This window comes from Paraburkholderia sp. CNPSo 3274, from assembly GCF_024206475.1.
GTDB lineage: Bacteria > Pseudomonadota > Gammaproteobacteria > Burkholderiales > Burkholderiaceae > Paraburkholderia.
Genome location: NZ_JAMBPR010000025.1, coordinates 1 through 25,527 on the forward strand (window position 1 = coordinate 1; position 25,527 = coordinate 25,527).

The 25,527-nt window shown below is 65.5% G+C and carries 26 protein-coding genes; 10 read left to right on the forward strand and 16 right to left on the reverse strand.

Annotated features, from left to right (window positions below; all coding sequences use genetic code 11):
• The 4 genes from M3I54_RS18530 to M3I54_RS18545 all read right to left on the reverse strand — a co-directional run.
• Nucleotides 1-327: NAD(P)/FAD-dependent oxidoreductase (locus tag M3I54_RS18530; RefSeq protein WP_254338410.1), on the reverse strand; the 327-nt coding region annotated here is incomplete at its 3' end.
• A 43-nt stretch (nt 328-370) separates the two neighbouring features.
• Entirely contained in the window at nt 371-2,161 is a 1,791-nt protein-coding gene (locus tag M3I54_RS18535) for an acyl-CoA dehydrogenase (protein WP_254338412.1), read from the reverse strand.
• A gap of 229 nt (nt 2,162-2,390) precedes the next feature.
• On the reverse strand, nt 2,391-3,395 hold the full coding sequence (locus M3I54_RS18540) for an AraC family transcriptional regulator (RefSeq protein ID WP_254338414.1): 1,005 nt from the start codon (nt 3,393-3,395) through the stop codon (nt 2,391-2,393).
• A gap of 79 nt (nt 3,396-3,474) precedes the next feature.
• Nucleotides 3,475-5,469: an acetoacetate--CoA ligase gene (locus M3I54_RS18545; protein ID WP_302059018.1), complete on the reverse strand. Its 1,995-nt coding sequence runs from the start codon at nt 5,467-5,469 to the stop codon at nt 3,475-3,477.
• Nucleotides 5,470-6,176: 707 nt separating this feature from the next.
• On the opposite strand from M3I54_RS18545, the gene arcD reads away from it, so the two are divergent.
• The 4 genes from arcD to arcC all read left to right on the forward strand — a co-directional run bounded on the left by arcD (nt 6,177) and on the right by arcC (nt 10,914).
• Nucleotides 6,177-7,544 (forward strand): arginine-ornithine antiporter, encoded by a 1,368-nt coding sequence (arcD, locus tag M3I54_RS18550; RefSeq protein WP_254338572.1) that lies wholly within the window; start codon nt 6,177-6,179, stop codon nt 7,542-7,544.
• A 13-nt stretch (nt 7,545-7,557) separates the two neighbouring features.
• Complete coding sequence (gene arcA, locus M3I54_RS18555) at nt 7,558-8,817, forward strand: arginine deiminase (protein WP_375542164.1); 1,260 nt, start codon at nt 7,558-7,560, stop codon at nt 8,815-8,817.
• 50 nt (nt 8,818-8,867) lie between these two features.
• The gene (locus M3I54_RS18560; protein WP_254338418.1) at nt 8,868-9,878 is read left to right on the forward strand and encodes an ornithine carbamoyltransferase; all 1,011 of its coding nucleotides are present in this window, start codon (nt 8,868-8,870) and stop codon (nt 9,876-9,878) included.
• 106 nt (nt 9,879-9,984) lie between these two features.
• Complete coding sequence (arcC, locus tag M3I54_RS18565; RefSeq protein ID WP_254338420.1) at nt 9,985-10,914, forward strand: carbamate kinase; 930 nt, start codon at nt 9,985-9,987, stop codon at nt 10,912-10,914.
• Nucleotides 10,915-11,027: 113 nt separating this feature from the next.
• Here the strand turns inward: arcC and M3I54_RS18570 are convergent, their stop codons facing one another.
• The 4 genes from M3I54_RS18570 to M3I54_RS18585 all read right to left on the reverse strand — a co-directional run bounded on the left by M3I54_RS18570 (nt 11,028) and on the right by M3I54_RS18585 (nt 13,898).
• A complete protein-coding gene (locus tag M3I54_RS18570; protein ID WP_201697010.1) occupies nt 11,028-11,282 on the reverse strand; it encodes an RNA-binding protein in 255 nt (84 codons plus the stop codon).
• Between the two features lie 89 nt (nt 11,283-11,371).
• On the reverse strand, nt 11,372-12,193 hold the full coding sequence (gene ppk2 / locus M3I54_RS18575) for a polyphosphate kinase 2 (protein ID WP_254338422.1): 822 nt from the start codon (nt 12,191-12,193) through the stop codon (nt 11,372-11,374).
• Between the two features lie 137 nt (nt 12,194-12,330).
• Complete coding sequence (locus M3I54_RS18580; RefSeq protein ID WP_254338424.1) at nt 12,331-12,774, reverse strand: PRC-barrel domain-containing protein; 444 nt, start codon at nt 12,772-12,774, stop codon at nt 12,331-12,333.
• Nucleotides 12,775-13,265: 491 nt separating this feature from the next.
• Nucleotides 13,266-13,898, reverse strand: a complete 633-nt coding sequence (locus M3I54_RS18585) for a GNAT family N-acetyltransferase (RefSeq protein ID WP_254338577.1) — start codon at nt 13,896-13,898, stop codon at nt 13,266-13,268.
• Nucleotides 13,899-14,128: 230 nt separating this feature from the next.
• Here M3I54_RS18585 and M3I54_RS18590 point away from each other — a divergent pair, with 230 nt between their 5' ends.
• Nucleotides 14,129-14,572: a thioesterase family protein gene (locus M3I54_RS18590; protein ID WP_254338426.1), complete on the forward strand. Its 444-nt coding sequence runs from the start codon at nt 14,129-14,131 to the stop codon at nt 14,570-14,572.
• A gap of 12 nt (nt 14,573-14,584) precedes the next feature.
• Here M3I54_RS18590 and M3I54_RS18595 read toward each other — a convergent pair whose 3' ends face one another.
• The 3 genes from M3I54_RS18595 to M3I54_RS18605 form a co-directional block, all read right to left on the reverse strand.
• Nucleotides 14,585-14,902 carry a YnfA family protein gene (locus M3I54_RS18595; RefSeq protein ID WP_254338428.1) on the reverse strand — a complete coding sequence of 106 codons (318 nt, stop codon included), beginning with the start codon at nt 14,900-14,902 and terminating at the stop codon, nt 14,585-14,587.
• 97 nt (nt 14,903-14,999) lie between these two features.
• Nucleotides 15,000-15,803 (reverse strand): phosphonoacetaldehyde hydrolase, encoded by an 804-nt coding sequence (gene phnX / locus M3I54_RS18600; RefSeq protein ID WP_254338430.1) that lies wholly within the window; start codon nt 15,801-15,803, stop codon nt 15,000-15,002.
• A gap of 54 nt (nt 15,804-15,857) precedes the next feature.
• On the reverse strand, nt 15,858-17,018 hold the full coding sequence (locus M3I54_RS18605) for a 2-aminoethylphosphonate--pyruvate transaminase (RefSeq protein WP_254338433.1): 1,161 nt from the start codon (nt 17,016-17,018) through the stop codon (nt 15,858-15,860).
• 126 nt (nt 17,019-17,144) lie between these two features.
• On the opposite strand from M3I54_RS18605, the gene M3I54_RS18610 reads away from it, so the two are divergent.
• Complete coding sequence (locus M3I54_RS18610; protein ID WP_133186071.1) at nt 17,145-18,002, forward strand: LysR substrate-binding domain-containing protein; 858 nt, start codon at nt 17,145-17,147, stop codon at nt 18,000-18,002.
• Between the two features lie 17 nt (nt 18,003-18,019).
• Here the strand turns inward: M3I54_RS18610 and M3I54_RS18615 are convergent, their stop codons facing one another.
• Entirely contained in the window at nt 18,020-18,241 is a 222-nt protein-coding gene (locus tag M3I54_RS18615) for a hypothetical protein (RefSeq protein WP_133186069.1), read from the reverse strand.
• Nucleotides 18,242-18,515: 274 nt separating this feature from the next.
• Between M3I54_RS18615 and M3I54_RS18620 the strand changes: the two genes are divergently transcribed.
• A complete protein-coding gene (locus tag M3I54_RS18620; RefSeq protein WP_254338435.1) occupies nt 18,516-19,187 on the forward strand; it encodes a phosphoribosyltransferase in 672 nt (223 codons plus the stop codon).
• A gap of 46 nt (nt 19,188-19,233) precedes the next feature.
• Here M3I54_RS18620 and M3I54_RS18625 read toward each other — a convergent pair whose 3' ends face one another.
• Complete coding sequence (locus M3I54_RS18625) at nt 19,234-19,530, reverse strand: YciI-like protein (RefSeq protein WP_254338437.1); 297 nt, start codon at nt 19,528-19,530, stop codon at nt 19,234-19,236.
• Nucleotides 19,531-19,735: 205 nt separating this feature from the next.
• On the opposite strand from M3I54_RS18625, the gene M3I54_RS18630 reads away from it, so the two are divergent.
• The 3 genes from M3I54_RS18630 to M3I54_RS18640 all read left to right on the forward strand — a co-directional run bounded on the left by M3I54_RS18630 (nt 19,736) and on the right by M3I54_RS18640 (nt 21,543).
• Complete coding sequence (locus tag M3I54_RS18630) at nt 19,736-20,056, forward strand: PsiF family protein (protein WP_254338439.1); 321 nt, start codon at nt 19,736-19,738, stop codon at nt 20,054-20,056.
• Between the two features lie 328 nt (nt 20,057-20,384).
• Nucleotides 20,385-20,828, forward strand: coding sequence for a hypothetical protein (locus tag M3I54_RS18635; protein ID WP_254338441.1), 444 nt, complete (start codon nt 20,385-20,387; stop codon nt 20,826-20,828).
• 127 nt (nt 20,829-20,955) lie between these two features.
• The gene (locus M3I54_RS18640) at nt 20,956-21,543 is read left to right on the forward strand and encodes a YSC84-related protein (protein WP_254338443.1); all 588 of its coding nucleotides are present in this window, start codon (nt 20,956-20,958) and stop codon (nt 21,541-21,543) included.
• 27 nt (nt 21,544-21,570) lie between these two features.
• Here M3I54_RS18640 and M3I54_RS18645 read toward each other — a convergent pair whose 3' ends face one another.
• The 3 genes from M3I54_RS18645 to otsA form a co-directional block, all read right to left on the reverse strand.
• On the reverse strand, nt 21,571-22,638 hold the full coding sequence (locus M3I54_RS18645; RefSeq protein WP_254338445.1) for a glycosyltransferase family 4 protein: 1,068 nt from the start codon (nt 22,636-22,638) through the stop codon (nt 21,571-21,573).
• A gap of 190 nt (nt 22,639-22,828) precedes the next feature.
• Nucleotides 22,829-23,995 (reverse strand): AAA family ATPase, encoded by a 1,167-nt coding sequence (locus tag M3I54_RS18650; protein ID WP_254338447.1) that lies wholly within the window; start codon nt 23,993-23,995, stop codon nt 22,829-22,831.
• A gap of 82 nt (nt 23,996-24,077) precedes the next feature.
• Nucleotides 24,078-25,484, reverse strand: a complete 1,407-nt coding sequence (otsA, locus tag M3I54_RS18655) for an alpha,alpha-trehalose-phosphate synthase (UDP-forming) (RefSeq protein WP_254338459.1) — start codon at nt 25,482-25,484, stop codon at nt 24,078-24,080.
• Nucleotides 25,485-25,527 lie beyond the last annotated feature (43 nt).

The window sequence follows — 25,527 nt, forward strand, 5'->3', positions numbered from 1 at the left end:
GTTCGGCACAGATTTAGCCCCCGTTTCGGAAAGAAAAAGGAACTTGTCCTCGGTTACGGGCACGTTCAGCGGTGCGCCTTGTTCTTTCCAGTCCGGAATCAGCTCATTCAAGGCGCGCGGATCCATGACCGCGCCCGAGAGGATATGCGCCCCGATTTCCGAGCCTTTCTCCAGCACGCAAACGCCGATTTCAGCGCCTTTTTCCGCGGCCAGCTGCTTCAGGCGGATCGCGGCAGACAGCCCGGCGGGACCGCCGCCGACGATCACGACGTCGTATTCCATCGACTCGCGTGGGCCATACTGTGCAATCAGATCACTCGACGACATATCCTCTTCCTTGCTTGCTAACTGAGCGCCCTAAGTCGCCCGATCAAAACTGCACTTCGCTCAGCGCGAGCACGCCCGCGTCGCCCTTTGCGGCCAGAATCGAAGTCTCGAGGCCGCCTGCCTGCGCGAGAATGTGCTCGGCGTAAAACTGCGCGATCGCGATCTTCGCGCCGTAAAACTCGGCGTCGTTCGCAAGTTCGCGCTGCGAGACGAGCAGCGCGCGCGCCATTTGCCAGCCGCACAGCACGATGCCCGCGAGCTTGAGATACGGCACGCTGCCCGCGAACACTGCGTTCGGGTCGCGCTTGACGTTCGCAATCACGTAGTCGACGACATTCGCGAGCGAGCGAGCGCCCTTCTCCAGTTGCTCGCGCATCGATGCCGCCGCCGCGCCGCCGGCCTGGCCGAGTTCCTCAGCAGTCCGAGCGATCTCGCCAAGCAGCGCCTTCGCAACCGCGCCGCTGTCGCGCACCGTCTTGCGACCCACCAGGTCGTTCGCCTGGATCGCCGTGGTGCCTTCGTAGATGGCGAGAATGCGCGCGTCGCGGTAGTACTGAGCCGCGCCTGTTTCCTCGATGAAACCCATGCCGCCATGCACCTGGACGCCAAGGCTCGTCACTTCGTTGACCATTTCGGTGCTCCAGCCCTTCACGATCGGCACGAGGAATTCGTAGATCGCGAGATTGCGCGCGCGCACTTCGGAGTCAGCGTGGTAGTGAGCATGGTCGCTGTAGGCGGCTGCGACATACGCGAGCGCTCGTGCGCCCTCGGTCATCGCGCGCATCGAACCGAGCATGCGGCGCACGTCCGGATGATGGATGATGGTCGCCGACTGCTTGAGCGAGCCGTCCACGGGGCGGCTCTGCACACGCTCCTTCGCGTACGCCACGGCCTTCTGGTACGCGCCGTCCGCCACGCCCACGCCCTGCATGCCTACGCCAAAGCGCGCCGCATTCATCATGATGAACATGTATTCGAGGCCGCGATTCTCCTCGCCCACCAGATAGCCGATCGCGCCGCCGTGATCGCCGTATTGGAGCACGGCCGTCGGGCTCGCCTTGATGCCGAGCTTGTGTTCGATCGATACGCAATGCACGTCGTTGCGCGCGCCGAGCGAGCCGTCGTCATTGACGAGGAACTTCGGCACGACGAAGAGCGAGATGCCTTTCACGCCTTCGGGCGCGTTGGGCGTGCGCGCCAGTACGAGGTGAACGATGTTCTCCGCCATGTCGTGCTCGCCCCACGTGATGAAGATCTTCGTGCCGAAGACCTTGTACGTGCCGTCGCCCTGCGGTTCGGCGCGCGAGCGCACCAGTGCGAGGTCGGAGCCGGCCTGCGGCTCGGTGAGGTTCATCGTGCCGGTCCACTCGCCGGAGATGAGCTTCGGCACATAGCGCGCCTTCAGTTCGTCGCTGCCCGCGGTGAGCACCGCCTCGATAGCGCCGTCGGTGAGCAGCGGGCACAGCGCGAACGAGAGGTTTGCCGCGTTGAGCATTTCGATGCAAGGCGTGGCGATCAGCTTGGGCAGCGCCTGGCCGCCGAATTCGGACGGATGCTGCAGACCCTGCCAGCCGCCCTCGACATACTGGCGGAACGCCCCTGCGAAGCCAGGCGTAGCCGTGACCTCGCCGTCGCGCCAGCTGCTGGGCGCACGGTCGCCTTCCACGTTCAGCGGCGCGATGACTTCGCCGGAGAGCTTCGCGCACTCGTCGAGCACGGCCTGCGCAGTGTCGAAACCAGCGTCTTCGAAACCCGGCAGGGTTGCGACGGCGTCGATGTCGGCCAGCTCTTTCAGCACGAACAGCATGTCCTTGACGGGGGCGTTGTAGCTCATGATCGGTCCTTCCAGTCACTCAGGGGTCAAATGGATGCGCCGCCGGGCCAGGGATACCTGGGTGGCCACCTTGCGGCAGTACAAGACGGATCGTAGCGTCAATTGGTCGCCAACCCACTGTCCAAACCGGACCACATGATGACAATTCTGGCCACGTTATCGCCCGCAGTGCCCACCCATCATGGGTGGGTGTTCCCACTTTGTGTCGGGCGCTCAGGCGCCCAGCCGCTCAGCCGCGGCGCCGGTAGGTGCCGGGCGTGCTGCCCGTCCAGTGGCGAAAGGCGCGGTGAAAGGCGCTGGGGTCGTCGAAACCCAGATCGCCGCCAATGGTCGCGATCGTGTCGTGGGTGTCGGTGAGGCGCTGGATCGCCACGTCGCGGCGCAGTTCGTCCTTGAGCGCCTGGAACGAGGTCTCCTCCGCGGCGAGGCGCCGGCAGAGCGTGCGCACCGAGCAGTGCAGGTTGTCGGCCGCCTCTTCGATGGTCGGCAGATCAGGCAGTTGCGCGGCCAGGTACTGGCGCACGTTGTGGCTCACGAGCTGCTCGCTGAAGGTCTCGAAGATCCAGTCGCCAGGCGAGCGCGCGAGAAACGCGCGCAGGTTGCGCTTGCTCTGCCGGATCGGCATGTCGAGATAGGCCGCGCTAAAGCGCATCAGCGTGGCCTCGCAGCCAAAGCGCACGGGACCCGAGAAGAAGTAGCGATGATCGAGCGCGTGCGGCGGCTGCGCGCAGGCGAAATCGACTTGCAGCAGCGGAATATGCTGGCCGATCAGCCAGGACGACACGCCGTGCGCTAGCTTGAGCGTCAGCTCCTGGCCAAGCGGCCCGATCGCGCCGTACGCCGGGTTGGCGCGTAATGCCACCTGGGCCACCTGCCCCTGGCGGCGCGATTCGAGCCGGAAATCGTCGAGCACGATGTGGAAGAACTGGTCGAAGCGATGCAGCGCCGTTTCGAGGTTGCGCGCATCGAGCAGGCTCAGGCAGAGAAACTTGAGCGTGCCGCTGCGCAGCGGCCGGCTGAAGATGCCGGGCATCTCGTCGTCGAGTTCGATGGCGAGCGTCTGGTAGAGCGTGGAGAACTGCTCTTCCGTCACACGGCCACCGGGCTTGGCGAGCAGTTCCAGCGCGATGCCCGCCTCGTTGAGATAGCGGCGGATCACGGTGGGCTCGGCGCCCGCGCCGGCGAGAAAGCCGTTGATGAGCGAGATGGGAACGGTGGCGCTAGGCGATGGCATGCGTTGACGATGGGAGGCCACGGAAACGGACAGACATAGGCGTCAGCCGGCGCGCCATTTTAAATCGGCGCGGCCAAAATCACGCGGCCCCGTCCCTCGTCCGCGCAAATGCCGCAAACCATGCGAGACTTTCCGGGTTGGCCATGGTGTCCGGATTGGCCACCTTCTCGAGCGGCTGCCCGAGCAGAAGCCGCTTGATCGGCACCTCCATCTTCTTGCCCGACAGCGTGCGCGGTACGGCTTGCACCTGATGGATCTCATCGGGCACATGGCGTGCCGAGAGCGCCTCGCGCACGCGCGCGCGAATGCGCTGCGCGAGTGCGTCACTCAGTTCGACACCCGGGCGCAACACCACGAAAAGCGGCATCGACGAACTGCGCCCCAGGTACTCCAGATCGACCACGAGGCTGTCCAGCACCTCGGGCACCGACTCCACCGCGCGATACAGCTCGCTCGTGCCCATGCGAATGCCGTGGCGGTTGATGGTGGCGTCCGAGCGGCCGTAGATGACCGCGCCGCCCCTGGGTGTGATGCGCAGCCAGTCGCCGTGGCGCCAGATGCCAGGAAACATGTCGAAGTAGCTTTCGCGATAGCGCCGGTTCGCTTCGTCGCGCCAGAAGTAAAGCGGCATTGAAGGCATGGGCGCGGTGCACACCAGTTCGCCGACTTCGTCGATGCGCGCGTGCCCTGCTTCATCGAATGCCTCGACGCGCGCGCCAAGGCATCGGCACTGCATTTCGCCGAGATAAACCGGCAAGGTCGGCACGCCGGCGAGGAAGCAGCCTGCGAAGTCGGTGCCGCCCGAAATCGCGTCTATCCAGACGGGTCCCACCTGCTCGAGTATCCACGCATACGCTTCGGGCGGCAGCGGCGAGCCGGTCGAGCCGACCGCGCGCAGGCGCGAGAGATCCGCCGCCGCACGCGGCTCGACCCCGGCCTTCAGGCACCCCTGGAAATACGCCGCCCCCGCGCCGAAGAACGTGACGCCCGTCTCGCCCACGAAGCGCCACAGCGCCTGCGCATCGGGATACGTGGGGTTGCCGTCGCAGAGGCAGAGCGTCGCGCCCGCGAGCAAGCCGCCCACCTGGCAGTTCCACATGATCCAGTTCGTGCTGGCGTACCAGTGGAAACGGTCGCCGGGGCTCAGGTCGAGATGCAGCGCGGTGAGCTTCACGTGCTCCACCACGATGCCGCCGTGCGAATGCACGATGGCCTTGGGCATGCCCGTCGTGCCCGACGAATAGACGATCCACAACGGATGATCGAACGGCACGGATTCGATTTGCAGCGGGACGTTTCCAGCGATGGCGTCGCGCCATGCCGTGGCCTGCGGGTACGCCTTCACATTGGCGTCCACGTCGAGCTGCGGGACGAACACGAGGTGCGCGACGCTGGGCAATTCGCGCAGCAGATGGTGAATCAGCTCGCGCCGGTCGTGCGGCTTGCCGCCGTAGCGATAGCCGTCCACGGCGAACAGCACCTTCGGCTCGATCTGACGGAAGCGGTCGAGCACCGCGAGCGGCCCCATGTCGGGCGAGCACACCGACCAGATCGCGCCCACGCTCGCCGTGGCGAGAAATGCCACGACGGTCTCGGGCGTGTTCGGCATGAAGGCCGCCACGCGGTCGCCGCGCGTCACGCCCATGCGCCGCAGCGTGGCCGCGCAAGCAGCGACCTGGCGGCGCAGCTCCGCCCAGCTCAATTCGCGCGTGCGCCCCGCCATGGGGCCGCTCTCACTGCGCGAAACGATCGCGGGCCGCGCGTCGCTCGCGAGCTGAAAGGCCCGCTCGACGTAGTTCAGTTCGATACCTGGAAACCAGCGCGCACCGGGCATCGCCGCATCGGCGAGCGCCACGCCGCGCGGTTCGCGCGAGGGAATTTGCGCCCAGTCCCACAGCGCGCACCAGAAAGCGTCGACGTCCTCGACGGACCAGCGCCATAGCGCGTCGTAGTCGTCGAACGCGAGACCGCGCGTATCGCGGAGCCACTTCATGAATCGGGTAATGCGGGCTGATTCGACCTGCTGCGGCGCTGGCGTCCAGGCCGGAGCGGATGCGGGAACAGTTTCGTTCATCTCGTTGCGTGGGCTCGTGCGGGTTCGTTTGACCTAATGGTGCCGGAGCCAGTGTGCCTCCAACAATTCAGGGAAACCAGTGGTTTGCTGGCGACGATGTCCGCTAACGTCGCGCGCAATAACAAAGTCACGTTGTGATCATTTTCATTATTTCGAATAAAAGAAGTCGTTGAATACTTACGCGTGATCAATATTCTGTTTCCCGATTTAATTTACGATTAATCGAAATCCGCACGCCGTGTTGTCCCGCACAAATAAATCGAACCGCTAATTAACCTTGCGCCGTGCATGCCTGTTTTGCGGGAAAATTCCGGCAAACGGCCTATTCCGTACGCAATCGACATAAGGCTCGTCATAAAACTGCAATCCATTGAGGCCTTTAATTTGGCTAATTCCCGCAGATTTGCCTCTTCCTATCGGACCAAGGTCTTATTGTCAAATTGCGCGCCCCCTATCAGATTGAGCGTGTAGCGGCACGGGTTTCGCTCTCGCGGCATGCGATATCCGTGCTGCAGACTCAGGAACAAGCAAGTTGACGGGTTGGCGCGCAGCGCGAGATCTTCAACCCGGCCGGCTCGTACAGGAGACCGCGCATGTCCGAATCGACGTCTACGCCTCACCCCGCTGCCAAGCCCGATAGCGCCGCCACGCCAGCCGCTGCCAACAAGCTGCGCCTCGGCGCGCTCACCGCCCTCGTCGTGGGCTCGATGGTGGGCGGCGGTATCTTTTCCCTGCCGCAAAACATGGCGGCCAGCGCCGACGCCGGCGCGGTCATGATCGGCTGGGCGATCACCGCGGTCGGCATGCTCATGCTCGCGTTCGTGTTCCAGTCGCTGGCCATACGCAAGCCCGAACTCGACGGCGGGGTCTACGCCTTCGCGAAAGCCGGCTTCGGCGACTACATGGGCTTCGGCTCGGCGTGGGGCTACTGGATCAGCGCATGGCTCGGCAACGTCGGCTACTTCGTTCTCCTGTTCAGCACGCTCGGCTACTTCTTCCCGGTCTTCGGCGAGGGCAACACACCGATCTCTATCATCTGCGCCTCGGTGCTGCTCTGGGCACTGCACTTTCTCGTGCTGCGGGGCATCAAGGAGGCCGCGATCGTCAACCAGATCACCACGGTCGCGAAGCTGGTGCCGCTGTGCCTCTTCATCGTCATCTGCGCGTTTGCGTTCCGCTCCGGCACCTTCACGGCCGACTTCTGGGGACAAATGAATCCCAAGCTCGGCAGCGTGACGAACCAGGTCCGCAGCATGATGCTCGTGACCGTGTGGGTGTTCATCGGCATTGAAGGCGCGAGCATTTTCTCCGCGCGCGCGGAAAAGCGCAGCGATGTCGGCAAGGCCACGGTCATCGGTTTCGTCGGCGTGCTGCTCCTGCTCGTGCTCGTGAACGTGCTCTCGCTCGGCGTGCTCACGCAGCCGAAGCTCGCGGCCCTGCAGAACCCCTCGATGGCGGGCGTGCTCGAGAACGTGGTTGGCCACTGGGGCGCGATTCTCATCAGCGTGGGGCTCGTCGTGTCGCTCGCGGGCGCGCTGCTCTCGTGGGTGCTGCTGTGCGCCGAAATCATCTTTTCGGCCGCGCGCGACCACACGATGCCAAACTTCCTGCGCAAGGAAAACGCGAAGCACGTGCCGGCCAACGCGCTGTGGCTCACGAACGGCATGGTCCAGATCTTCCTCGTCATCACACTGTTCTCGAAGGGCACGTATCTCTCGCTCATCTATCTCGCGACCTCGATGATCCTGCTGCCCTACTTCTGGTCGGCAGCCTACGCATTCCTGCTCGCGCTGCGCGGCGAAACATATGGGGCCGACAGCGGCGAGCGCAACAAGGACCTCATCATCGCGGGCGTCGCTGTGATCTACGCGGTCTGGCTGATTTACGCCGGCGGCCTCAAATACGTGCTGCTTTCCGCATTGCTCTACGCGCCGGGCATCGTGCTGTTCGCGCGCGCAAAACGCGAGGTCGGCCAGCCCGTGTTTACCAACATCGAGAAGTTCGTTTTCGCCGCTGTGCTGGTTGGCGCATTGGTGGCGGCTTTCGGCCTGTACAAGGGCTTTCTCACCCTCTGATTCGAGGAGTCTCATGATGAGTACGGACACTGTCGCCTTCGGCGTCAATTCCGAAGCAGGCAAGCTGCGCAAGGTCATGGTGTGCGCGCCGGGTCTCGCGCATCAACGCCTCACACCCAGCAACTGCGACGAGCTTCTTTACGACGACGTGATCTGGGTAAGCCAGGCGAAGCGCGACCACTTCGACTTCGTGACGAAGATGCGGGAACGCGGCGTGGACGTCCTCGAGATGCACAATCTGCTCACGGAAACGGTGCAACACCCCGAAGGACTCAAGTACATCCTCGATCGCAAGGTTCGCCCCGAGACCGTGGGCGTTTCGCTCGCAGGCGAGGTGCGCAGCTGGCTCGAAGGGCTCGAGCCGCGCAAGACCGCGGAATTCCTCATTGGCGGCGTGGTTGCCGAAGATATTCCGGACACCGAACAAAGCAAGATCCTCAAGGAATTTCGCCGTTATCTGGGCTATTCGAGCTTCGTGCTCGCGCCGCTGCCCAACAGCACCTTCACGCGCGACACGACCTGCTGGATCTACGGCGGCGTATCGCTCAACCCGATGTACTGGCCGGCGCGCCGGCAGGAAACGCTGCTCACCACGGCCATTTACCGGTATCACCCCGAGTTCGCGGGCAAGGACTTCCAGGTGTGGTACGGCGACCCCGACGAGGACCATGGCGCGGCCACACTAGAAGGCGGCGACGTGATGCCGATCGGCAACCGCGTCGTGCTGATCGGCATGGGCGAGCGCACGAGCCGCCAGGCTATCGGCCGTCTCGCGCAGAACATCTTCGCCAAGGGCGGTGCCGAGCGCATCGTCGTGGCGGGCCTGCCCAAGTCGCGCGCGGCCATGCACCTGGATACGGTGTTCAGCTTCTGCGACCGCGACCTCGTGACGATCTTCCCCGAAGTGGTCAACGAGATCGTGCCGTTCTCGATTCGCCCCGACGACAAGAGCCCCTCGAAGCTCGATCTGCGCCGCGAGGAAAAGCCCTTCGTGGACGTCGTGGCCGAAGCGCTGGGCTTGAAGAGCCTGCGCATCGTCGAGACCGGCGGCAACGCGTTCGCGGCCGAGCGCGAGCAATGGGACGACGGCAACAACGTGGTGTGCGTCGAGCCCGGCGTCGTGATTGGTTACGACCGCAACACCTATACGAATACGCTGCTGCGCAAGGCCGGCGTGGAGGTCATCACGATCACGGCGAGCGAACTGGGCCGCGGGCGCGGCGGCGGCCACTGCATGACTTGCCCGATCGTGCGCGACGCCGTCGATCTCTGAGCGTCGCCCCCCTATCCGCATTCCCACTGCATTCGCAACGGAGAAACGACATGGCTTTCAACCTGCGCAACCGCAGCCTGCTTAGTCTGATGCACCACAGCGCCCGCGAACTGCGTTATCTGCTCGACCTCTCGCGCGATCTCAAGCGCGCCAAGTACACGGGAACCGAGCAGCAGCACCTCAAGGGCGTCAACATCGCGCTGATCTTCGAGAAGACCTCCACGCGCACGCGCTGCGCGTTCGAAGTCGCGGCCTACGACCAGGGCGCGAACGTCACCTATATCGATCCGACCTCCTCGCAGATCGGCCACAAGGAAAGCATGAAGGACACGGCGCGCGTGCTGGGCCGCATGTACGACGCGATCGAGTATCGCGGCTTCAAGCAGGAGATCGTCGACGAACTGGCGAAGTTCGCCGGCGTCCCGGTGTTCAACGGTCTCACCGACGAATACCACCCCACGCAAATGCTCGCCGACGTGCTCACCATGCGCGAGCATTCGGACAAGCCGCTCACGCAGATCAGCTACGCGTATCTCGGCGACGCCCGCAATAACATGGGCAACTCGCTGCTACTCATCGGCGCGAAGCTCGGCATGGACGTGCGCATCGCGGCGCCGAAGTCGCTCTGGCCGCATGACGATCTCGTGGCGGACTGCAAGAAGTTCGCAGAGGAAAGCGGCGCGCGCATCCTGCTGACCGAGGACCCCAAGGCCGCCGTCAAGGACGTGGATTTCGTGCACACCGACGTCTGGGTCTCGATGGGCGAACCCATGGAAGCGTGGGGCGAACGCATCAAGGCGTTGCTGCCCTATCAGGTGAACATGGCGCTCATGAAGGCGAGCGGCACGCCTCATACGCGCTTCATGCACTGCCTGCCTGCCTTCCACAACAGCGAAACCGTGGTGGGCAAGCAGATCGCCGACAAGTATCCGGAGCTCAAGGGCGGCGTCGAGGTCACGGAGGAAGTGTTCGAGTCTGCGCTGAATCTGGCCTTCGAACAGGCGGAAAACCGCATGCACACGATCAAGGCGATTCTCGTTTCGACGCTCGCCGACATTTGAGCCGCACCGCTTGACGGGGCGCGTGTGCCGCGCGGCCGGGTTGCACACCCGGCAACGCGGTGCATGCGCCCCGCTTCACTGACACGCATCACCTTGGGAGTCAGACATGCGAATCGTGATTGCGCTTGGCGGCAACGCGCTGCTACGTCGCGGCGAGCCGATGACGGCGGAGAACCAGCGCGAAAACGTGCGCCTCGCGGCCACCCAGATCTCGCAGATCGCGCAGGGTAACGAACTGGTGATCGCCCACGGCAACGGGCCGCAAGTCGGCCTGCTCGCGCTGCAGGGCGAGGCCTACAAGGACGTGCCCGGCTACCCGCTCGACGTGCTCGGCGCGCAGACCGAGGGCATGATCGGCTACATGATCGAGCAGGAACTCGGCAATCTCCTGCCGTACGAGGTGCCCTTCGCGACCATCCTCACCCAGGTCGAAGTGGACGCGAACGATCCGGCCTTCCAGCATCCGAGCAAGCCGATTGGTCCGGTCTACACGAAGGAGCAGGCGGAGAAGCTCGCCGCCGAGCGCGGCTGGGCCATCGCCCCGGACGGCGACAAGTTCCGCCGTGTCGTGGCGAGCCCGCGGCCGAAGCACATCTTCGAGATCCGCCCCGTGAAATGGCTGCTGGAGCGCGGCACCATCGTGATTTGCGCGGGCGGCGGCGGCATTCCGACGCTCTATGGCGAGGGCCACAAGCTGGGCGGCGTGGAGGCCGTGATCGACAAGGATCTGTGCTCCGCGCTGCTCGCGCAGGAGCTGGAGGCCGATATGCTCATCATCGCCACCGACGTAAACGCCACGTACGTCGACTGGAGCAAGCCGTCGCAAAAGGCGATTGCGAGCGCGCATCCCGACGAACTGGAGAAGCTGGGCTTCGCGGCCGGATCGATGGGACCGAAGGTCATGGCGGCCGCGGAGTATGCGCGCAACACCGGCAAGGATGCGGTGATCGGCGCGCTGGCCGATATCGTGGCGATTACCCACGGCAAGGCAGGCACGCGCGTGAGCACGCAGAGGCCGGGCTTGATCTTCTATTGAGGCTGGCCTGTTCGGCCTGAGAGCGGGCGCCTCGAAACGGCGCCTGAAAATGCAGGGCGCGCACCCTGGCTGGCACAGCCACGGTGCGCGCCCTGTTGTGTGTTTGCGTGCGCCTACTCCTCGCGTGCCGGCGGCATGACCTGGGCGCTGATGGTGTGCTCGCGCCAGAACAAGTTGTTAATACGGCCCTGCAACCTGCGCAGCCCCTCCTCGCTCGCGGCGTGGAAGGTGAGCAGCGCGCTGGGACGGCCCGCTCCCTCGATGCGCTGAATCGCGTCGTACGGCGGAAAACCGTAGCGCTCAAGAAACTCGTTGATTTCGGCGTCCGTGACGTGTTCGTCGATATTACCCAGCAGCAGATCGGCCATGGTCTACCCCTCGTGAGCGTTCAATCGTGATGATAGTGTGGATTGATCCGGCGCGACGACAAGCCGCGCCGGATCGAATGCGATGCCGCTCAGTACTTCTCCTGCACGTACCGGTAGGAATAGTCCGGGTCGCGGTAGCCTTGTGGTTTCTGGCGCTCGGGAAGCGTGACCCTTTCGTGCGGCAGCGCTTTGTACGCAATGGTGTTCAGAATATGGCTGATGACGTTCAGACGCGCGCGCTTCTTGTCATCGGATCGGACAACGAACCATGGGGATTCCGGCGTATCCGTCATGTCGAACATCTCGTCGCGCGCGCGTGAATAGTCGTACCAGCGGCTATACGACAGGAGGTCCATCGGCGACAGCTTCCAGATCTTGCGCGGATCGTTGATACGCCCTTCGAGGCGCCGGGTCTGCTCTTTCTGGCTCACTTCGAGCCAGAACTTGATGAGGATCGTGCCCGAGTCGATGATGGCGCGCTCGATGAGCGGCACGCCGCGCAGGAATTCCGTCGCCTGTTCCGGCGTGCAAAAGCCCATCACGCGCTCGACGCCCGCACGGTTGTACCAGCTGCGGTCGAACACCACGATCTCGCCCGCAGCGGGCAGCAGCGGCAGGTAGCGCTGGAAGTACATCTGCGACTTCTCGCGCTCCGTGGGCGCGGGGAGCGCGAATACGCGAAACACGCGCGGGCTCACCCGTTCGGTGAGCGCCTTGATCGTGCCGCCCTTGCCTGCGCCATCGCGGCCTTCGAACAGGATGCATACCCTGAGGCGTTTCTGGACCACCCACTCCTGCAAGCGAACGAGTTCGCCATGCAAGCGCTCGAGTTCCTTTTGATAGGCCTTTTCGCTGAGTTTTTCCGCCGGCTCGGCCGCGCTCGCGGCCTTGGCTTCCTCTTTCTTCGCCATTGATTCGCTCCCCGCTTCAGACGCCTCACACGAGGCATCCATCCACTATGGTGTGTGGACGAGGGGCGCGCAATAGGACTTTGGACTCAGGCACTGGCCGTCTTGACCTCCGGCAATCACGCTTGCGTACGAGCGCGTCAATCGTGCGCGTAGTTGAACTCGGGCATAGCCTTCAGTTGCGCCTTGTCGATCTGCAGCACGATCTGTTTGCGGTCGATACGCAGGTCGTTGAACGGCACGGCCACGAGATGCTTGCCCATACCGAGAAAGCCGCCCACCGAGAGAATCGCGAAGGCGCCTTCGTTAGGCGACTCGAGCACGATGTCGTCGATCGCGCCGATCTTGCTGCCGCTATTGTCGTAGACATCGGAGCCCACGAGCTTCGAGGCGCGAAAGCCGGTGCCCGACTGCACCGTCGCCATGCGCTGCACCGCGATCGATTGCGGAGCGCCCTGCGCGAGCGCGGCGGACGGCACGCCCAGCGCACAGCCGAACGTGCATCCGGACGCGACGACGAGTGCAGACGTGCGGCGGCAAGCCAGGTCACGCAAATTCAGCCGGCGATTCGATTGTGTCGTCATGGTATCCCCCTCCCTTGTGCGAATGCACGGTGAATACTGCGCGAATGCAAGCGCTGTGCCCGGCGCACTCACGTCTGCGCCGGATGTCTCACTGCTGTCCGCGCGGATAGCCTCCCGCCACGCGGAAACCGCGGGCGCGCGAAGCAGGCAATGCCCCGTGCCGCCCGGGCAGGCCCGAGCGCGTCGCGCGGCACGGCGTTTGCGGCGAGCCGGGCAAATGGATTCGCGCGAACGCGGGGCCGCAGTCCCATCGGGCGCGCGCTTCGCGCATCCCGGAGAGGTCTATGCGTTCGAATTTCCTTCCCGCCACTCGTTTTCGAAGCGCTCCCGAGGCTCATCTGCCGACCGAGGAACCCGAAAATCCGCGTCGTCCGCCACCCCCTCCGGTGCCGGATATCGAGCCGCCGCCTGTGCCAAAAGGCGATCCGCCACCTGAGGCGCCGCCCGAGCGCCTGTGCTAGCGCTATCGGGCCGCCATGATGCGGCAGCGCTCAGCGCGCGGCTTGCAACCGGCGCAACAGGCCGGCTCTCACCTCGGGCCATTCGTCCTCGATGATGCTAGAGCGCACGGAGTCGCGCTTGCGGCCGTCCGGCATGATGCGTTCGCGCCGCACGATACCCTCTTCTTTTGCGCCGAGGCGCAGGATCGCGGCGCGCGACTTCGCGTTGAGCACATCGGTCGTGAACTGCACGCGCACGCAGCCGAGCGTTTCAAAGGCGTAGCGCAGCATCAGAAACTTCGCCTCCGTATTCACGATGGTGCGCTGCACCGAGGCCGCGAGCCACGTGGAACCGATCTCCAGCTTGCGGTTCTCCCGGTCGACCTTCCAGAAGCGCGTGCTCCCCACCACGCGATCGCTCTCGCGCAGGCGGATCGTGAACGGGATCACGGTGCCGGCGCACACGCCATCGAGCGCCCTGGCAATCCAGGCGTCGACAGTCGCGGGCCCAGGCACCACGGTCACCTTCAGGTTCCAGAGTTCGCCGTCCGCCGCCGCGGCGACGAGGCTCGGCGCGTCTTGCGCGCAGAGCGGGTGCAGCGCGACCGTGCGCCCGTTCAGGGTGGGCAGGTCGTGGGGAGCGGGAGTGGCTTGGGCGGCGATTCGAGATGCGGGGCCTGGCATGTCGGTCATGGCGGGAATCGGTGCAATGTGGCGGGTGCCTGGGGCAACCCAGGGGCCCGACTGGGGACGAATGGCTCACGCATTCTAGCGCCGGGCTGGCGCCGGACGCGGCACGCCTCCCGTTACAATCGGGCCTGCAATCGGGCCTGCAACGGGCCTGCAATCGGGCCCGGCACCCACGCCGCGCAAGCCCGGTGGCGCCGCCCGTCCCCAATTTTTCGCATCGCATCATGGCCCGCATCGAACTCCACTTTCCCGAAGATCAGTTCTATTACTCGACGCACCTCACGGTGCGCGTCACCGACATCAATTCGGCCAATCACCTCGCCAACGATTCGATGATCTCGATGATTTCCGAGGCGCGCGCGCGTTTTCTGTTCGACGCGGGCATCGAGGGCATGAAGGACGCGCACACGAGCATCATCGTCACCGACCTCGCCACGACCTATCGCGCCGAAGCCTATGCGCGCGATGCGCTCTGCTTCGAGGTAGGTATCATGGATTTCAACAAGTACGGCGGCGACATCATCTTCCGCATCACGCGCCCCGCCGATGGCTCGCTCATCGCCATGGCGAAATCGGGCTTCGTGTTCTTCGACTACGAGGCGAAAAAGGTCGTGCCGATGCCGCAGGCCTTCCGCGACAAGTTTCCGCAGGTCAATACGGTCGGCTGACTTTGGGTTCGATCAGCGCGGCTGGAACATGATGAGCGCCATGCCGGTCAGCGTGAAGGCGATGCCGGCCCAGTCCCACGGGCTCGGCCGGATCGCCTCGACAGCCCAGAGCCAGAGAATCGCCACGCAGACATAGACGCCGCCGTAAGCCGCATAGGTCCGCCCGGCGGCCGTGGGATGCAGCGTGAGCAGCCACGCGAAGAGCGCGAGCGAGGCCGCGGCGGGCACGAGGAGCCACGCGCTCGCGCCTTCGCGCAGCCAGCGGTAAGGCAGATAGCAGCCGATGATCTCGGCGAACGCGGTCACGACGAAAAGCGCAAACGTCTTCATGGGCGGCGGCCAGTGGCAGGGGCGCCCATGGTAACGCAAGCGGCCAGGCCGCCTGCGCGATCTTCGCAACGTACCGCTCAGTTCCCTTCAGGTGGGCTCAGGGCCGCTCTCCGCGGGCAAGCCGCGCTTCGATCTCGTTCACCACGGGCAGCAGATCGGCGACGCTGTCGATCACATAGTGCGCGCCCGCCGCACGCAGGCGTTCCACGGCCGCGGCGCGGCGCCGCGCGAATTCGTCGGGCGTGAGCGCGTGGACTTCGTCCTCGGTCAGGCCGAACGCGTTGCCGCTCACCGCGACACCCACCGTCCACGTCCCGCCGTTGATACCCTCCTCGATGCCGACTTCGGTGTCATCCACCTTGATCGCATCTCGCGCGAGCCACACGCCGAGCTGCGGCAGCGTGCGGTAGATCATGTACGGCGAAGGCCGGCCCTCAGGCGTGTCGCCCGTGCAAACGATGCTGTCCGGCTCGAAACCCTGTGCCTTCGCGCCCGGCACGATCTGGTCGATGATCTCGCGCGTGTAGCCCGTGGTCGTGCCGATGCGTACGCCATCGGCGCGCAGCGCGGCGGTCACGGCCGCCACGCCCGGAATCACGTCGCTGTACTGCGCGGCCACGGCGATGTTCTTCGGCACGAAGACGTCATACACGGCGTCGATATCGGCTTCACCCGGCGCGTGGCCGTAGCGCGCCTCCCATGCCGCCGCGACGCGCGGCAGCGCCATCAGCGCCGCGATGTGCGGACGCTTGGCCATGCCCATCGGCCCGCGTGCCTCGTCGATCGTGACCGGCACGCCGAACTGCTCGAAGGTCTCGACGAAGGCGCCCATGGGCGCGCGCGAGCCGTAGTCGACCACGGTGCCGGCCCAGTCGAAGATCACTGCCTTGACGTGTTTCATTGCATGTGTCCTGCTAAAAAATGGATGGTGTGGAGTCTTAACGGTATGCGCGCATCAAGCGGCGAGCGCTCCGCGTGCGCCAAGGTCGACCTGCGCGGGCGCAGCACTTGCCACGCCGAGCGTGCGCAGCGCCTCGCCGCACGCGGCCACGACGCGGCGCATGACGGTTTCGTCGAGCGCGCCGATGCAGCCGATGCGAAAGCTCTCCACGCTCGTCAACTTGCCCGGATAGATGATGAAACCCTGCGTCTTCATCAGTTCGTAGAAGCGCGTGAACTCGAATGCGGGATCGGCCGGCGAAAAGAATGTGACGATGATGGGCGAGCGCCAGGCTTCGGTCAGCAGCGGCTCGAAACCGAGCGCGTGCATGCCCTCGACGAGCACGTCGCGGTTGCGCGCATAGCGCGCAAGGCGCCCCGGCTGACCGCCTTCGAGCGCGTGCAAACGCAGCGCCTCGATGAACGCGGCCACCGCGTGCGTGGGCGGCGTGTAGCGCCACTGGCCGGTGCGCTTCATGACATCCCACTGCTCGTAGATGTCCAGCGCGAGCGAGTGGCTCACGCCCTTTGCGTTGCTCAGGACTTCTTTTTTTGCGATCACGAAGCCGAAGCCCGGCACGCCCTCGATGCATTTGTTGGCCGAGGAGACGAACGCGTCGCAAGGCAGCGTGCGCACGTCGAGCGGCACCGCACCGAACGCGCTCATCGAGTCGATCAAAAGCCGCCGCCCGTGGCGGGCCGTCACGGCTGCGATCTCCTCGATCGGGTTCAAAATGCCCGAGCTGGTCTCGCAGTGCACGACGACGACATGCGTGATGTCCGGGTTCGCGACCAGCAGAACCTCGACGTCTTCGGCGCGCGGCGGCAGGTAGTCGCCGGTATCGTGCACGGTGTGCTGGCGGCCCAGGTAGCGCAGCGTCGTGGCGATGCGCTTGCCATACGCGCCGTTGGCGAGCACGAGCACGTGGCCGTCGCGCGGCACGAAACTGCCGAGCATCGCCTCGACGCAATAGCTGCCGCTGCCCTGCAACGGCACGCAGTCATATTCACCCTGCTCGTCGCCCGCGATCTGGAGCAGCGCGGCGCGCAATTGGGCGGTCATGGCACGGAAGTCGGCGTCCCACGAGCCCCAGTCGCGCTGCATCGCGGCCTTCGTCGAGGCCGCGGTGGTGAGCGGTCCGGGGGTCAGGAGATACGGCTCGGCGGGGGTGGTCATGCGGGCTCCAGTGGGCGTCGGGACAGTCAATGCCCACACGTTAGCGCAGCGCTCTCCATCGGTAAAATCGATATAATCGATGTCCGTATAAGCTGAACTTATCCCCTGTTGCCGGAGCGCTTCGACATGCAATACGCGCAGTTGCGGGCCTTTCACGCAGTCGCCGAACACGGCGGGTTCTCACGCGCCGCGCAGGCGCTCTCACTCACGCAGCCGGCCGTATCGGACCATGTGCGGCGGCTCGAACAGGATTTCGGGGTCAAACTCTTCGAGCGCGGGCCTCGCGGTGTGGAACTCACGGAACTCGGGCGACGACTATTTGCGGTGACGCGTCAGATGGTGGGGTGCGAGCGCGACGCGCGGCGGCTGCTCGAGGCGGCGGGGGCGCTCGAATCGGGCGAACTCGCCCTGGCCGCCGACGCGCCCGACCTCGCCATCAAGCTGATCGGCGCGTTCAGGCGGCGCTATCCGGGGGTAGTGATCAAGCTCTCGATCGCGAACGCCACCGAATGCATGCGCCGCGTCCTTGCGAGCGAAGCCGACGCCGCGATCACGGCCGCGCGCCAGGTGCACAGCCGGCTGCAGGCCCGCGTGCTGCGCGAGGAACCGTTAGTCGCGGTCGTGCCCGCAGAGAGCCCCGCCGCGAAAAAGCGCCGCATGACTTACGAGGAACTCGTGCGCGAGCCGATGGTGTTTCGCGAAACGCATTCGGTCACGCAGCAATTGCTCGAAGCCGAACTCGTGCGTAAAGGACTGCAAGTCCAGCCCGTGCTCTACGTGGACGGCCGCGAGGCGTTGCAAACGGCCATTGCGCAGGGCGTGGGCGTGGGCGTGATCGCGCATGCGGAATTCGGCGAGTCGCGGCGCATTCGCATGCTGCCGCTCGTGGACTGCCAGGTGCGCATGGTGGAATCGCTCACGCGCCTCGCCGACACGTCCTCGTCGAATCTGCTCGACGCCCTCTTTGCCACCCCGCTCGATTGAGCACGGCGGCAGGGCCGTCAGGACACCACGATGGCGGTGCCGACGGCGTGGAGCAGATCGCGCAGCGTTTCGGCCTGCTCCATGCGCGCACCGTGGCGCAGGTGAATGCGCAGCGCCCGGCCCGCGATACCGTCGACCGGGCGCGCGAGCCACAGCTCGACGGCGAGCCCGAGGCCGTCGGGCGCATCGGGCACGACAGGTTCGACGACGCGGGGATTGAAGGAGGCGGATTCGGACATGGCGAGACCTCGTCGGTGGCGGGATCGACTTCATCGTAGCGAGGCAACACGCTCGCGCCAAACGAGAAATCCGCGTATGCAAATGAGCGCTGCCCCGCATTGGATCGCGCTGGCAGTGGCATGCACGCCCCGCTCGCGCCGTGCGCCGCGTTGTGGCTGCCGCCAGGACTTTATGCAGGTGTGCCCGTTTTGCCAGCAGCGTGTGGCCGCGAGTGGCAAACTGAACGCATCGTTGCGCGGAAATTTGCCTGCAACGAGATGGGAGGACCTCTTCATGGAACGCCCCTTTACCGATCGCCGCGAAGCGGGCCGTTTGCTCGCCGGCCCGCTCTCGGCCTACGCGGGCAGACGCGACGTCATCGTGCTCGCGCTCCCGCGCGGCGGCGTGCCGGTAGGCTATGAAATCGCGAAGGCGCTGCATGTGCCGCTCGATGTCTTGCCCGTGTGCAAGCTCGGCCTGCCCTGGCAGGCCGAGCTTGCCATGGGCGCGCTGTCGTCGAACGGCGCGCAGTACGTGGACAGCGCGCTCGTGCGCAGCGCCGGCGTGAGCGAGGCCCAGTTGCAGAGCGCCATGGCGCTCGCGCGCATCGAGCTTGGCCGGCGCGAGGCGCGCTATCGCGGCGAGCGTGCCCCGCTTGCGGTGGCGGGCCGTGTGGCGGTCGTCGTCGACGACGGCATGGCCACGGGCGCGTCGCTCAAGGCAGCAGCGCTCGCGCTCGCCACGCTTGGCCCCGCGCGCATCGTCGCCGCGCTGCCGGTCGCGCCCGCGGGCTCGCAGGACCGGCTCGGCGGGACCGTGGACGAATTCGTTTGTGCGCGCATGCCCGAGGCGTTCTATAGCGTCGGCCAGTTCTATCTCGACTTCGATCAGGTCAGCGACGACACTGTGCGCGACCTGTTGGCTCAAGCGGCGGCTGACGACGCGAACGGCGAGGCGCAGATCTAAGCCGCGCCGTTTGTGCCGGCGCTATCACAACAGCGGCCCTCACGCCTTATCGCACCGGATTCGACGCCTCTTCGCCCACCACCGTTTGCCAGGGCCGCACGCGCCAGCGCTTCACGAGCCCCGAGAGGACGTACGGGTCGGCGCGTGCGAACGCTTCGGCCACAGCCGGGCTGTCGCCCCGGAAGAGCAGCAGCGCGTTGTCGACGGGATCGGCAATCGCACCCGCTAGCAGCAACTCGCCGCGCTCGACGGCGGCCCAAGCAAGCTTCAGATGCGCGCTGCGGTGTTCGGGACGGCGTTCGAGGTAGTCGTCTGCGAGTTCGTACATCAAGAGGTAATGCATGCGCGGTCTCCGTGCTGTTGCGGCCACGGCGGACTGGGTCGACGGCCGATAGCGAACATTGTGCAGCAGCGAGCGCGTCAACCGAACACATTGCTGCGTCGTTTTAATGGCGGCTTTGCCATAATGGCGGCGCGCGCGAGGCGCACCGGTCATTCACGGCTGGCCGCACGTCTACTGAGAACGTCCAAATTCAAGGGAGTGAACGATGAAGATGCAATCCGTCATGGCTGCAATCGTGCTGGGCGGCGTGCTGGCCGCGCCGGCGTTCGCACAAACCGCCGCCCCCGCTTCCGCGCCGGCGGCGAACAGCCAGCAGAACAAGATGAAGGCATGCAACACCCAGGCCGCCGACAAGAAAGGGGACGATCGCAAGGCATTCATGAAGCAGTGCCTGTCGTCTGCCGGCGCCCCGGCCGCGACGATGACCCAGCAGGAGCGCATGAAGGCGTGTAACACCCAGGCCGGCGACAAAAAGGGCGACGACCGCAAGGCATTCATGAAGACCTGCCTCTCGACGAAGAGCTGAGCGAAGCGGGTTCAGGCACCCTGCCGCACTCTCCTGCACCAGCAGGATCCGCGCGCCGCAGCGTTTGCTGCGGCGCGTTTTTTATGCGCCGGTTTTGTGCGTCGCAGCGGCTCCTCAATCTCCTGCACCTGCGTCTTCGGTTGTGCGAATCATCGTCGGAGGATGCGAAATCGTGCGGGTCTGCGCGGTTTTGCGTAATCCCCCGACTTCGGCGGCGCCGTTTTTCTCCTATGATGGCTGCAGCGGCGGCCCCTCACTGCGAAATCACACATTAGCCATCGGGCTGCCGCGTTGACGTTGATGCCAACGGCATCGAACGGAGGCGCAGATGGCATGGAGACACAAGAACCGCTGGTTTCGCCGCTGGCTGATGGTGATCACCTTCTGGCTCGTGCCGGTGATGATCGTCGTGGTGCGCGAGGTTCAGGACGAGATGGCGTATAACCGCGCGGATTTGCAGCGCGCGCTGACCACCTGGACCTTCACCGACGCCGAGCGCGACGCCGGCGCCCCGCTGCGCTGCCACGGCACGTCCGAAACCGCGCGTGCAGCCGGCTGCCCCGCCGGGGTGCTCGCGGCGAACGCGCAGCGCCAGCAGGAAGCGCGCGACGAATACGCCGTGCGGCGCGCGACGCTCGCGGGCTACTTGTGGCACGCGTTCGTCGGTTACTGGGTCGTGCCCGCTGCGGTGCTGCTCGCGATCGGCGTGCTGATCGGCGGCGTGAAGCGCGCCCTGCGGCGGCCCACGGCCAAGCCAGTGCCGGAGCGCTAGATTTTTCGTGCATGCCCCACCGCGCGGCGCTTGTGCTGCGCAACCTCAAAGTGCGGATCGGAACGTTCGGGTATAACGATTGGACGCCGTGACATCGCGGCGCCCGGAAACAAGAACGGAGAATAAGATGACCGCATCTCGCATTCTTTTGAAGGCTTCTGTCGCAATCGCCCTCGGCGCCGCGGCACTCTCGGGCTGCACCACCACCGGCAGCCAGGCACCCAACGCCGCGACCAACGCATCGCGCGCCGAGTCGATCAACTCCGACGTCGACGCCACCCTGTCGCGCCTCTATCAGACCGTGCCAGGCTCGCGCGAGCTGGTCGGCAAGGCTCGCGGCATTCTCGTCTTTCCGCGCGTGATCCAGGCGGGCATCGGCGTAGGCGGCGAACACGGCGACGGCGCGCTGCGCGTGGGCGGCAGCACGGTTGGCTTCTACAGCACATCGTCGGCTTCGGTCGGCGCGACGCTCGGCGTGCAGTCGAAGTCCGTCATCTATCTCTTCATGACGGAAGACGCGCTCGCGAAATTCCGCAATTCGAGCGGCTGGTCGGCAGGCGGCGACGCGTCGGTCGCGCTCGTGAAGGTCGGCGTGAACGGCTCGATCGACACCACCACCGCCACCAAGCCCGTGCAAGTCTTCGTGCTCACCAACAGCGGGCTGATCGGCGACCTCTCGCTCGGCGGCACGAAAATCACGAAACTCGACCTCTAAGCGCACCCCGAACGAACGTCCGCGCGCTCAGCTCGCGGACGTATCGATCACCTTGAAGCGCGAGCGCTTGTTCGCGCGAATCACCGCCTCATACGCCTGCACGTACTCCTGTGCCATGCGGTGCGAGGTGAAACGCTCTTCGAAGCGGCGCCGCACGCCGGTACGCGGAACGCGCGAAATGCGGTTCACCGCCGCCACGGCGCCGATCTCGTCCTCGACGATAAAGCCCGTCACGCCCTCTTCCACCACCTCCGGCACCGCGCCACGATTGAACGCGATCACGGGCGTGCCGCACGCCATCGCCTCGATCATCACGAGGCCGAACGGCTCCGGCCAATCGATCGGGAACAGCAGCGCATGGGCGCCGGAGAGGAATTCGGCCTTCTGGCTGTCGTTGATCTCGCCCACGTACTCGACGTGCGGCAGCCCAAGCAGCGGCTTGATGTCGCGCTCGAAATACTCGCGGTCGGCTTCGTCGACCTTCGCGGCAATGCGGATGGGCAGCCCACAGCGCCCGGCAATGCGTATCGCCGTGTCGACGCGTTTTTCAGGCGAAATACGGCCGAGAAACGCAAGATAGCGCTGCTCCACGGGCTGCGGTGTGTAAAGCGTCTCGGGCAGGCCGTGGTAGACCGTGCGCAGCCAGCGCGCCTGCGGCATCGGCTGTCGCTGTGCATTCGAGATCGAGATGACGGGCGCGGTGTTGAACGTATCGAAGACCGGCTGCTGCTCGGGCAGGTCGAGACGGCCGTGCAGCGTCGTCACGAACGGCGTTTCCTGGCGCTTGAACACCGAAAACGAGTAGTAATCCATATGGAAATGCAACACGTCGAACTGGTTCGCCTGGCGGCGCACCATTTCCATGAGGAGCATGTGCGGTGCGATGCGATCGCGGATGCCGGGGTCGAGCCGCAGCGCGCGCGGCCACACGGGCTCGAGTTTCGCGCTCGTGAGCGAATCGCCGCTCGCGAAAAGCGTGACGTCGTGTCCGAGTTCGACCAGCGCTTCGGTGATATACGACACGGCGCGCTCGGTGCCGCCATAGAGCTTCGGCGGGACCGATTCGGTCAGCGGGGCGATCTGCGCAATTCTCATCGAGTGTCTCCAGAAAACGGGGCCACGTTGCCCGTTCTTGCGGTGCTGGTCATTCTAAGCCAGGTCCGGGCCGGCATCGGCGACGCGGCAGTTGCCCCATTATTCGGCAAGCCGGACGTGCGCGCCGCCGGTCTTTCAATTTCTATACGGTGTTACATGCCGAAACAACCTCTGTGTTTGCCCGACCGGGCTACCTGGCGGGCCATTTCCAGGCCGGCACGTCGAGCGTGTCCGGATCGCCGAACCCGGTTGCGCCGAGGCGCCGTTCGAGCACGACCGACTGGCTGCCCGCCTCGCGCTCCAGCGCCGCCACGAGCCGCGCGGCGTGCGAGACGACGATGACCTGCGAGTGCCGCGACGCCCGCGCGATGAGCCGCGCGAGCGACGGCAGCAGGTCCGGGTGCAGGCTAGTCTCGGGCTCGTCGAGCACCAGCAGGCCGGGTGGCCGCGGGCTCAGCAGCGCCGCCGCGAGCAGCAGGTAGCGCAAGGTCCCGTCCGAGAGTTCCGCGCCGCGCAGCGGCCGCAACAGCCCCTCCTGGCGCAGCGCCACCTCGAAGCGGCCTTCGTGATTCACGATTTCGACGCGCGCGCCCGGAAAGGCGTCGCCGATGGCGGTATCGAGCGCCTCGCCGTCGCCGATCTCGCGGATCGTCTGCAGCGCTGCGGCGAGGTTTGCGCCGTCGTCGGCGAGCACCGGCGAATGCGTGCCGATCTGCACCTGGCGCGCGCTCGCGTACTCGTCGGTGCGGAAGTGGTCGTAGAAACGCCACGAGCGAATCTGCTCGCGCACGGCGATCATTTCGGGCGCGCTGCGCGGGTCGGCGTACTCGGTCATCATGCTGTCGAAGCTCGCCACAGGCTGCGCGAGCGTCGTCCACTCGCTCGAGGCGTCGCGGATGCGGATCATCGGCCCCTGGCGGTCCACGAGCAACGCCGAGGGTCGCAGGATCGGCCCGCTCCAGATGCACTCGCGCTTGATCACCGGGTCGAGCGAAAACTGCGAAGTGGACGAAGGCAGCGGCAATCCCAGATCGATCGCATAACCGAAGGCGTCGCCCGCGAAGCCGAGGCGCAGGCTCACCGCATCCTTGCGCACCGTGCCCTGCACCGCGTAGTCCCCCGCGGCGACCGCGCGCGAGAAGCGCTCTGGGCCCGCCCACAGCGTGGATTGCAGGCCGCCCTCGCGCGCCAGCGACGGAATCACGCCGCCGCGCGCTGTGAGCGCGAGCAGGCGCAACGCGCGATAGAGATTCGACTTGCCACTGCCGTTCGGACCGGTCACGACGTTGAGCGCACCGAGCGGCACGATGAGCTCGCGCAGCGAGCGGTAGTTGGCGATGGCGAGCGTAGTCAGCATGGAGGTGCGTGGCGGGTGCCTGGATCAGCCACGCATCATACGCAATCGCGCCTGCGCGCGAACCGCCTGTGCCCTGTAGCGGTCAGCGCGGCTGGGGCACCGCCGCGAGATCGCGCAGGAAGCTATCTCGCCACACGCCGAGATCGTTGCGCCTGAGCGCCTCCATGTTGGTCTGGTAGCGCGCCTGACGCTCTTCGAGCGGCATCGAGAGCGCGCGTTCCAGCGCTTCCGACATGCCGGCCGCATCATGAGGATTCACGAGCAATGCGCCCGTGAGTTCGGCCGCCGCGCCCGCGAAGATCGACAGCACGAGCACGCCCGGATCGTTGGGATTCTGCGCGGCCACATACTCCTTGGCGACGAGGTTCATGCCGTCGTGCAGCGGCGTCACATAGCCGATCTGCGACTCGCGAAAGAGCGACATCAGCTTCCAGCGGTCGTACTGCTGGCTCAGATAGCGGATCGGCGTGTAATCGAGGCCCGAGTAGCGGCCGTTGATGCGCCCAGCCTCCCGCTCAAGCTCCTCGCGTATCACCTTGTAGCTCGCGACATCCGAGCGTGTAGGCGGCGCGATCTGCACGAGCGTGACCTTGCCGCGCCATTCGGGCGACGTTTCCAGCAACTGCTCGAACGCATGGAAACGCTCGACGAGACCCTTCGAATAGTCGAGCCGGTCCACGCTCATGATGAGCTTGCGCCCTTCCAGGCTCTGCTTGAGGTCGAGCACGTGCTGGCGGCTTTCGTAACGCTCGGCCTGCTCGGCGATCTCGTCCGGAAACACGCCAATGCGATAGACCCCCGTGCGCAGCTTGCGGCCATACGCCTCGACCTCGCCATGCTCGGGATTCCCGGCGCTCTCGCGGACCTTGCCGCGCGCCTCGCGCGCGATGTAGTCGTGGAACGCCTGCTGGTCGTTCTGCGTCTGGAAGCCTAGAAGGTCGTAACAGCACAGCGATCTGACGAGTTCGTCGTGCGGCGGAATGGTCTGCAGCACCTGCGGCGAAGGAAACGGAATATGCAGGAAGAAGCCGATGCGGTTGCGCAAGCCTTCCGAGCGCAGCGCCTCGGCGAACGGAATCAGGTGATAGTCGTGGACCCAGATGTTGTCGTCCGGGTGGATCAGCTTCATGAGCTTGTGCGCGAGCCAGGCGTTCACGCGGCGGTAGCCCGCGTATTCGTCGCGCTCGTAGCGCGCGAGGTCGTTGCGGTAGTGGAAGACCGGCCAGAGCGTGGCGTTCGAGAATCCGCGGTAGTACTGATCGTAATCCTTGCGCGTGAGGCCGACGGTCGCAAAGGTGACGTGGCCGTCCTCGACGAGCGTCGGCCCCGCGTTCGCCACCGTCTCGCTCACCACGTCGCCGCTCCAGCCGAACCACACGCCGCCCGCGTCCTTCAGCGCCCCGAATACGCCGACCGCGAGGCCGCCTGCCGAGCCCCTGGTCTCCGTCGGCGTCGCCACGCGGTTCGAGACGACTATCAGTCTGCCCATCTTGCTGTTCCTCCTCCTGTCCTTCTCGACCGCAATCAACCGC

Bases quoted from the DNA above. Each gene is read 5' to 3' on its own strand.
- M3I54_RS18595 (WP_254338428.1), bottom strand. From the start codon at position 14,902: ATGAAGACGTTTGCGCTTTTCGTCGTGACCGCGTTCGCCGAGATCATC.
- M3I54_RS18640 (WP_254338443.1), top strand. From the start codon at position 20,956: ATGACCGCATCTCGCATTCTTTTGAAGGCTTCTGTCGCAATCGCCCTC.
- arcA (WP_375542164.1), top strand. From the start codon at position 7,558: ATGATGAGTACGGACACTGTCGCCTTCGGCGTCAATTCCGAAGCAGGC.
- M3I54_RS18615 (WP_133186069.1), bottom strand. From the start codon at position 18,241: ATGTCCGAATCCGCCTCCTTCAATCCCCGCGTCGTCGAACCTGTCGTG.
- arcD (WP_254338572.1), top strand. From the start codon at position 6,177: ATGGTGGGCGGCGGTATCTTTTCCCTGCCGCAAAACATGGCGGCCAGC.
- M3I54_RS18540 (WP_254338414.1), bottom strand. From the start codon at position 3,395: ATGCCATCGCCTAGCGCCACCGTTCCCATCTCGCTCATCAACGGCTTT.
- M3I54_RS18630 (WP_254338439.1), top strand. From the start codon at position 19,736: ATGAAGATGCAATCCGTCATGGCTGCAATCGTGCTGGGCGGCGTGCTG.
- otsA (WP_254338459.1), bottom strand. From the start codon at position 25,484: ATGGGCAGACTGATAGTCGTCTCGAACCGCGTGGCGACGCCGACGGAG.
- M3I54_RS18560 (WP_254338418.1), top strand. From the start codon at position 8,868: ATGGCTTTCAACCTGCGCAACCGCAGCCTGCTTAGTCTGATGCACCAC.
- arcC (WP_254338420.1), top strand. From the start codon at position 9,985: ATGCGAATCGTGATTGCGCTTGGCGGCAACGCGCTGCTACGTCGCGGC.
- phnX (WP_254338430.1), bottom strand. From the start codon at position 15,803: ATGAAACACGTCAAGGCAGTGATCTTCGACTGGGCCGGCACCGTGGTC.
- M3I54_RS18650 (WP_254338447.1), bottom strand. From the start codon at position 23,995: ATGCTGACTACGCTCGCCATCGCCAACTACCGCTCGCTGCGCGAGCTC.
- M3I54_RS18570 (WP_201697010.1), bottom strand. From the start codon at position 11,282: ATGGCCGATCTGCTGCTGGGTAATATCGACGAACACGTCACGGACGCC.
- M3I54_RS18535 (WP_254338412.1), bottom strand. From the start codon at position 2,161: ATGAGCTACAACGCCCCCGTCAAGGACATGCTGTTCGTGCTGAAAGAG.
- M3I54_RS18625 (WP_254338437.1), bottom strand. From the start codon at position 19,530: ATGCATTACCTCTTGATGTACGAACTCGCAGACGACTACCTCGAACGC.
- M3I54_RS18635 (WP_254338441.1), top strand. From the start codon at position 20,385: ATGGCATGGAGACACAAGAACCGCTGGTTTCGCCGCTGGCTGATGGTG.
- M3I54_RS18610 (WP_133186071.1), top strand. From the start codon at position 17,145: ATGCAATACGCGCAGTTGCGGGCCTTTCACGCAGTCGCCGAACACGGC.
- M3I54_RS18620 (WP_254338435.1), top strand. From the start codon at position 18,516: ATGGAACGCCCCTTTACCGATCGCCGCGAAGCGGGCCGTTTGCTCGCC.
- ppk2 (WP_254338422.1), bottom strand. From the start codon at position 12,193: ATGGCGAAGAAAGAGGAAGCCAAGGCCGCGAGCGCGGCCGAGCCGGCG.
- M3I54_RS18545 (WP_302059018.1), bottom strand. From the start codon at position 5,469: ATGAACGAAACTGTTCCCGCATCCGCTCCGGCCTGGACGCCAGCGCCG.
- M3I54_RS18580 (WP_254338424.1), bottom strand. From the start codon at position 12,774: ATGACGACACAATCGAATCGCCGGCTGAATTTGCGTGACCTGGCTTGC.
- M3I54_RS18605 (WP_254338433.1), bottom strand. From the start codon at position 17,018: ATGACCACCCCCGCCGAGCCGTATCTCCTGACCCCCGGACCGCTCACC.
- M3I54_RS18585 (WP_254338577.1), bottom strand. From the start codon at position 13,898: ATGCCAGGCCCCGCATCTCGAATCGCCGCCCAAGCCACTCCCGCTCCC.
- M3I54_RS18645 (WP_254338445.1), bottom strand. From the start codon at position 22,638: ATGAGAATTGCGCAGATCGCCCCGCTGACCGAATCGGTCCCGCCGAAG.
- M3I54_RS18590 (WP_254338426.1), top strand. From the start codon at position 14,129: ATGGCCCGCATCGAACTCCACTTTCCCGAAGATCAGTTCTATTACTCG.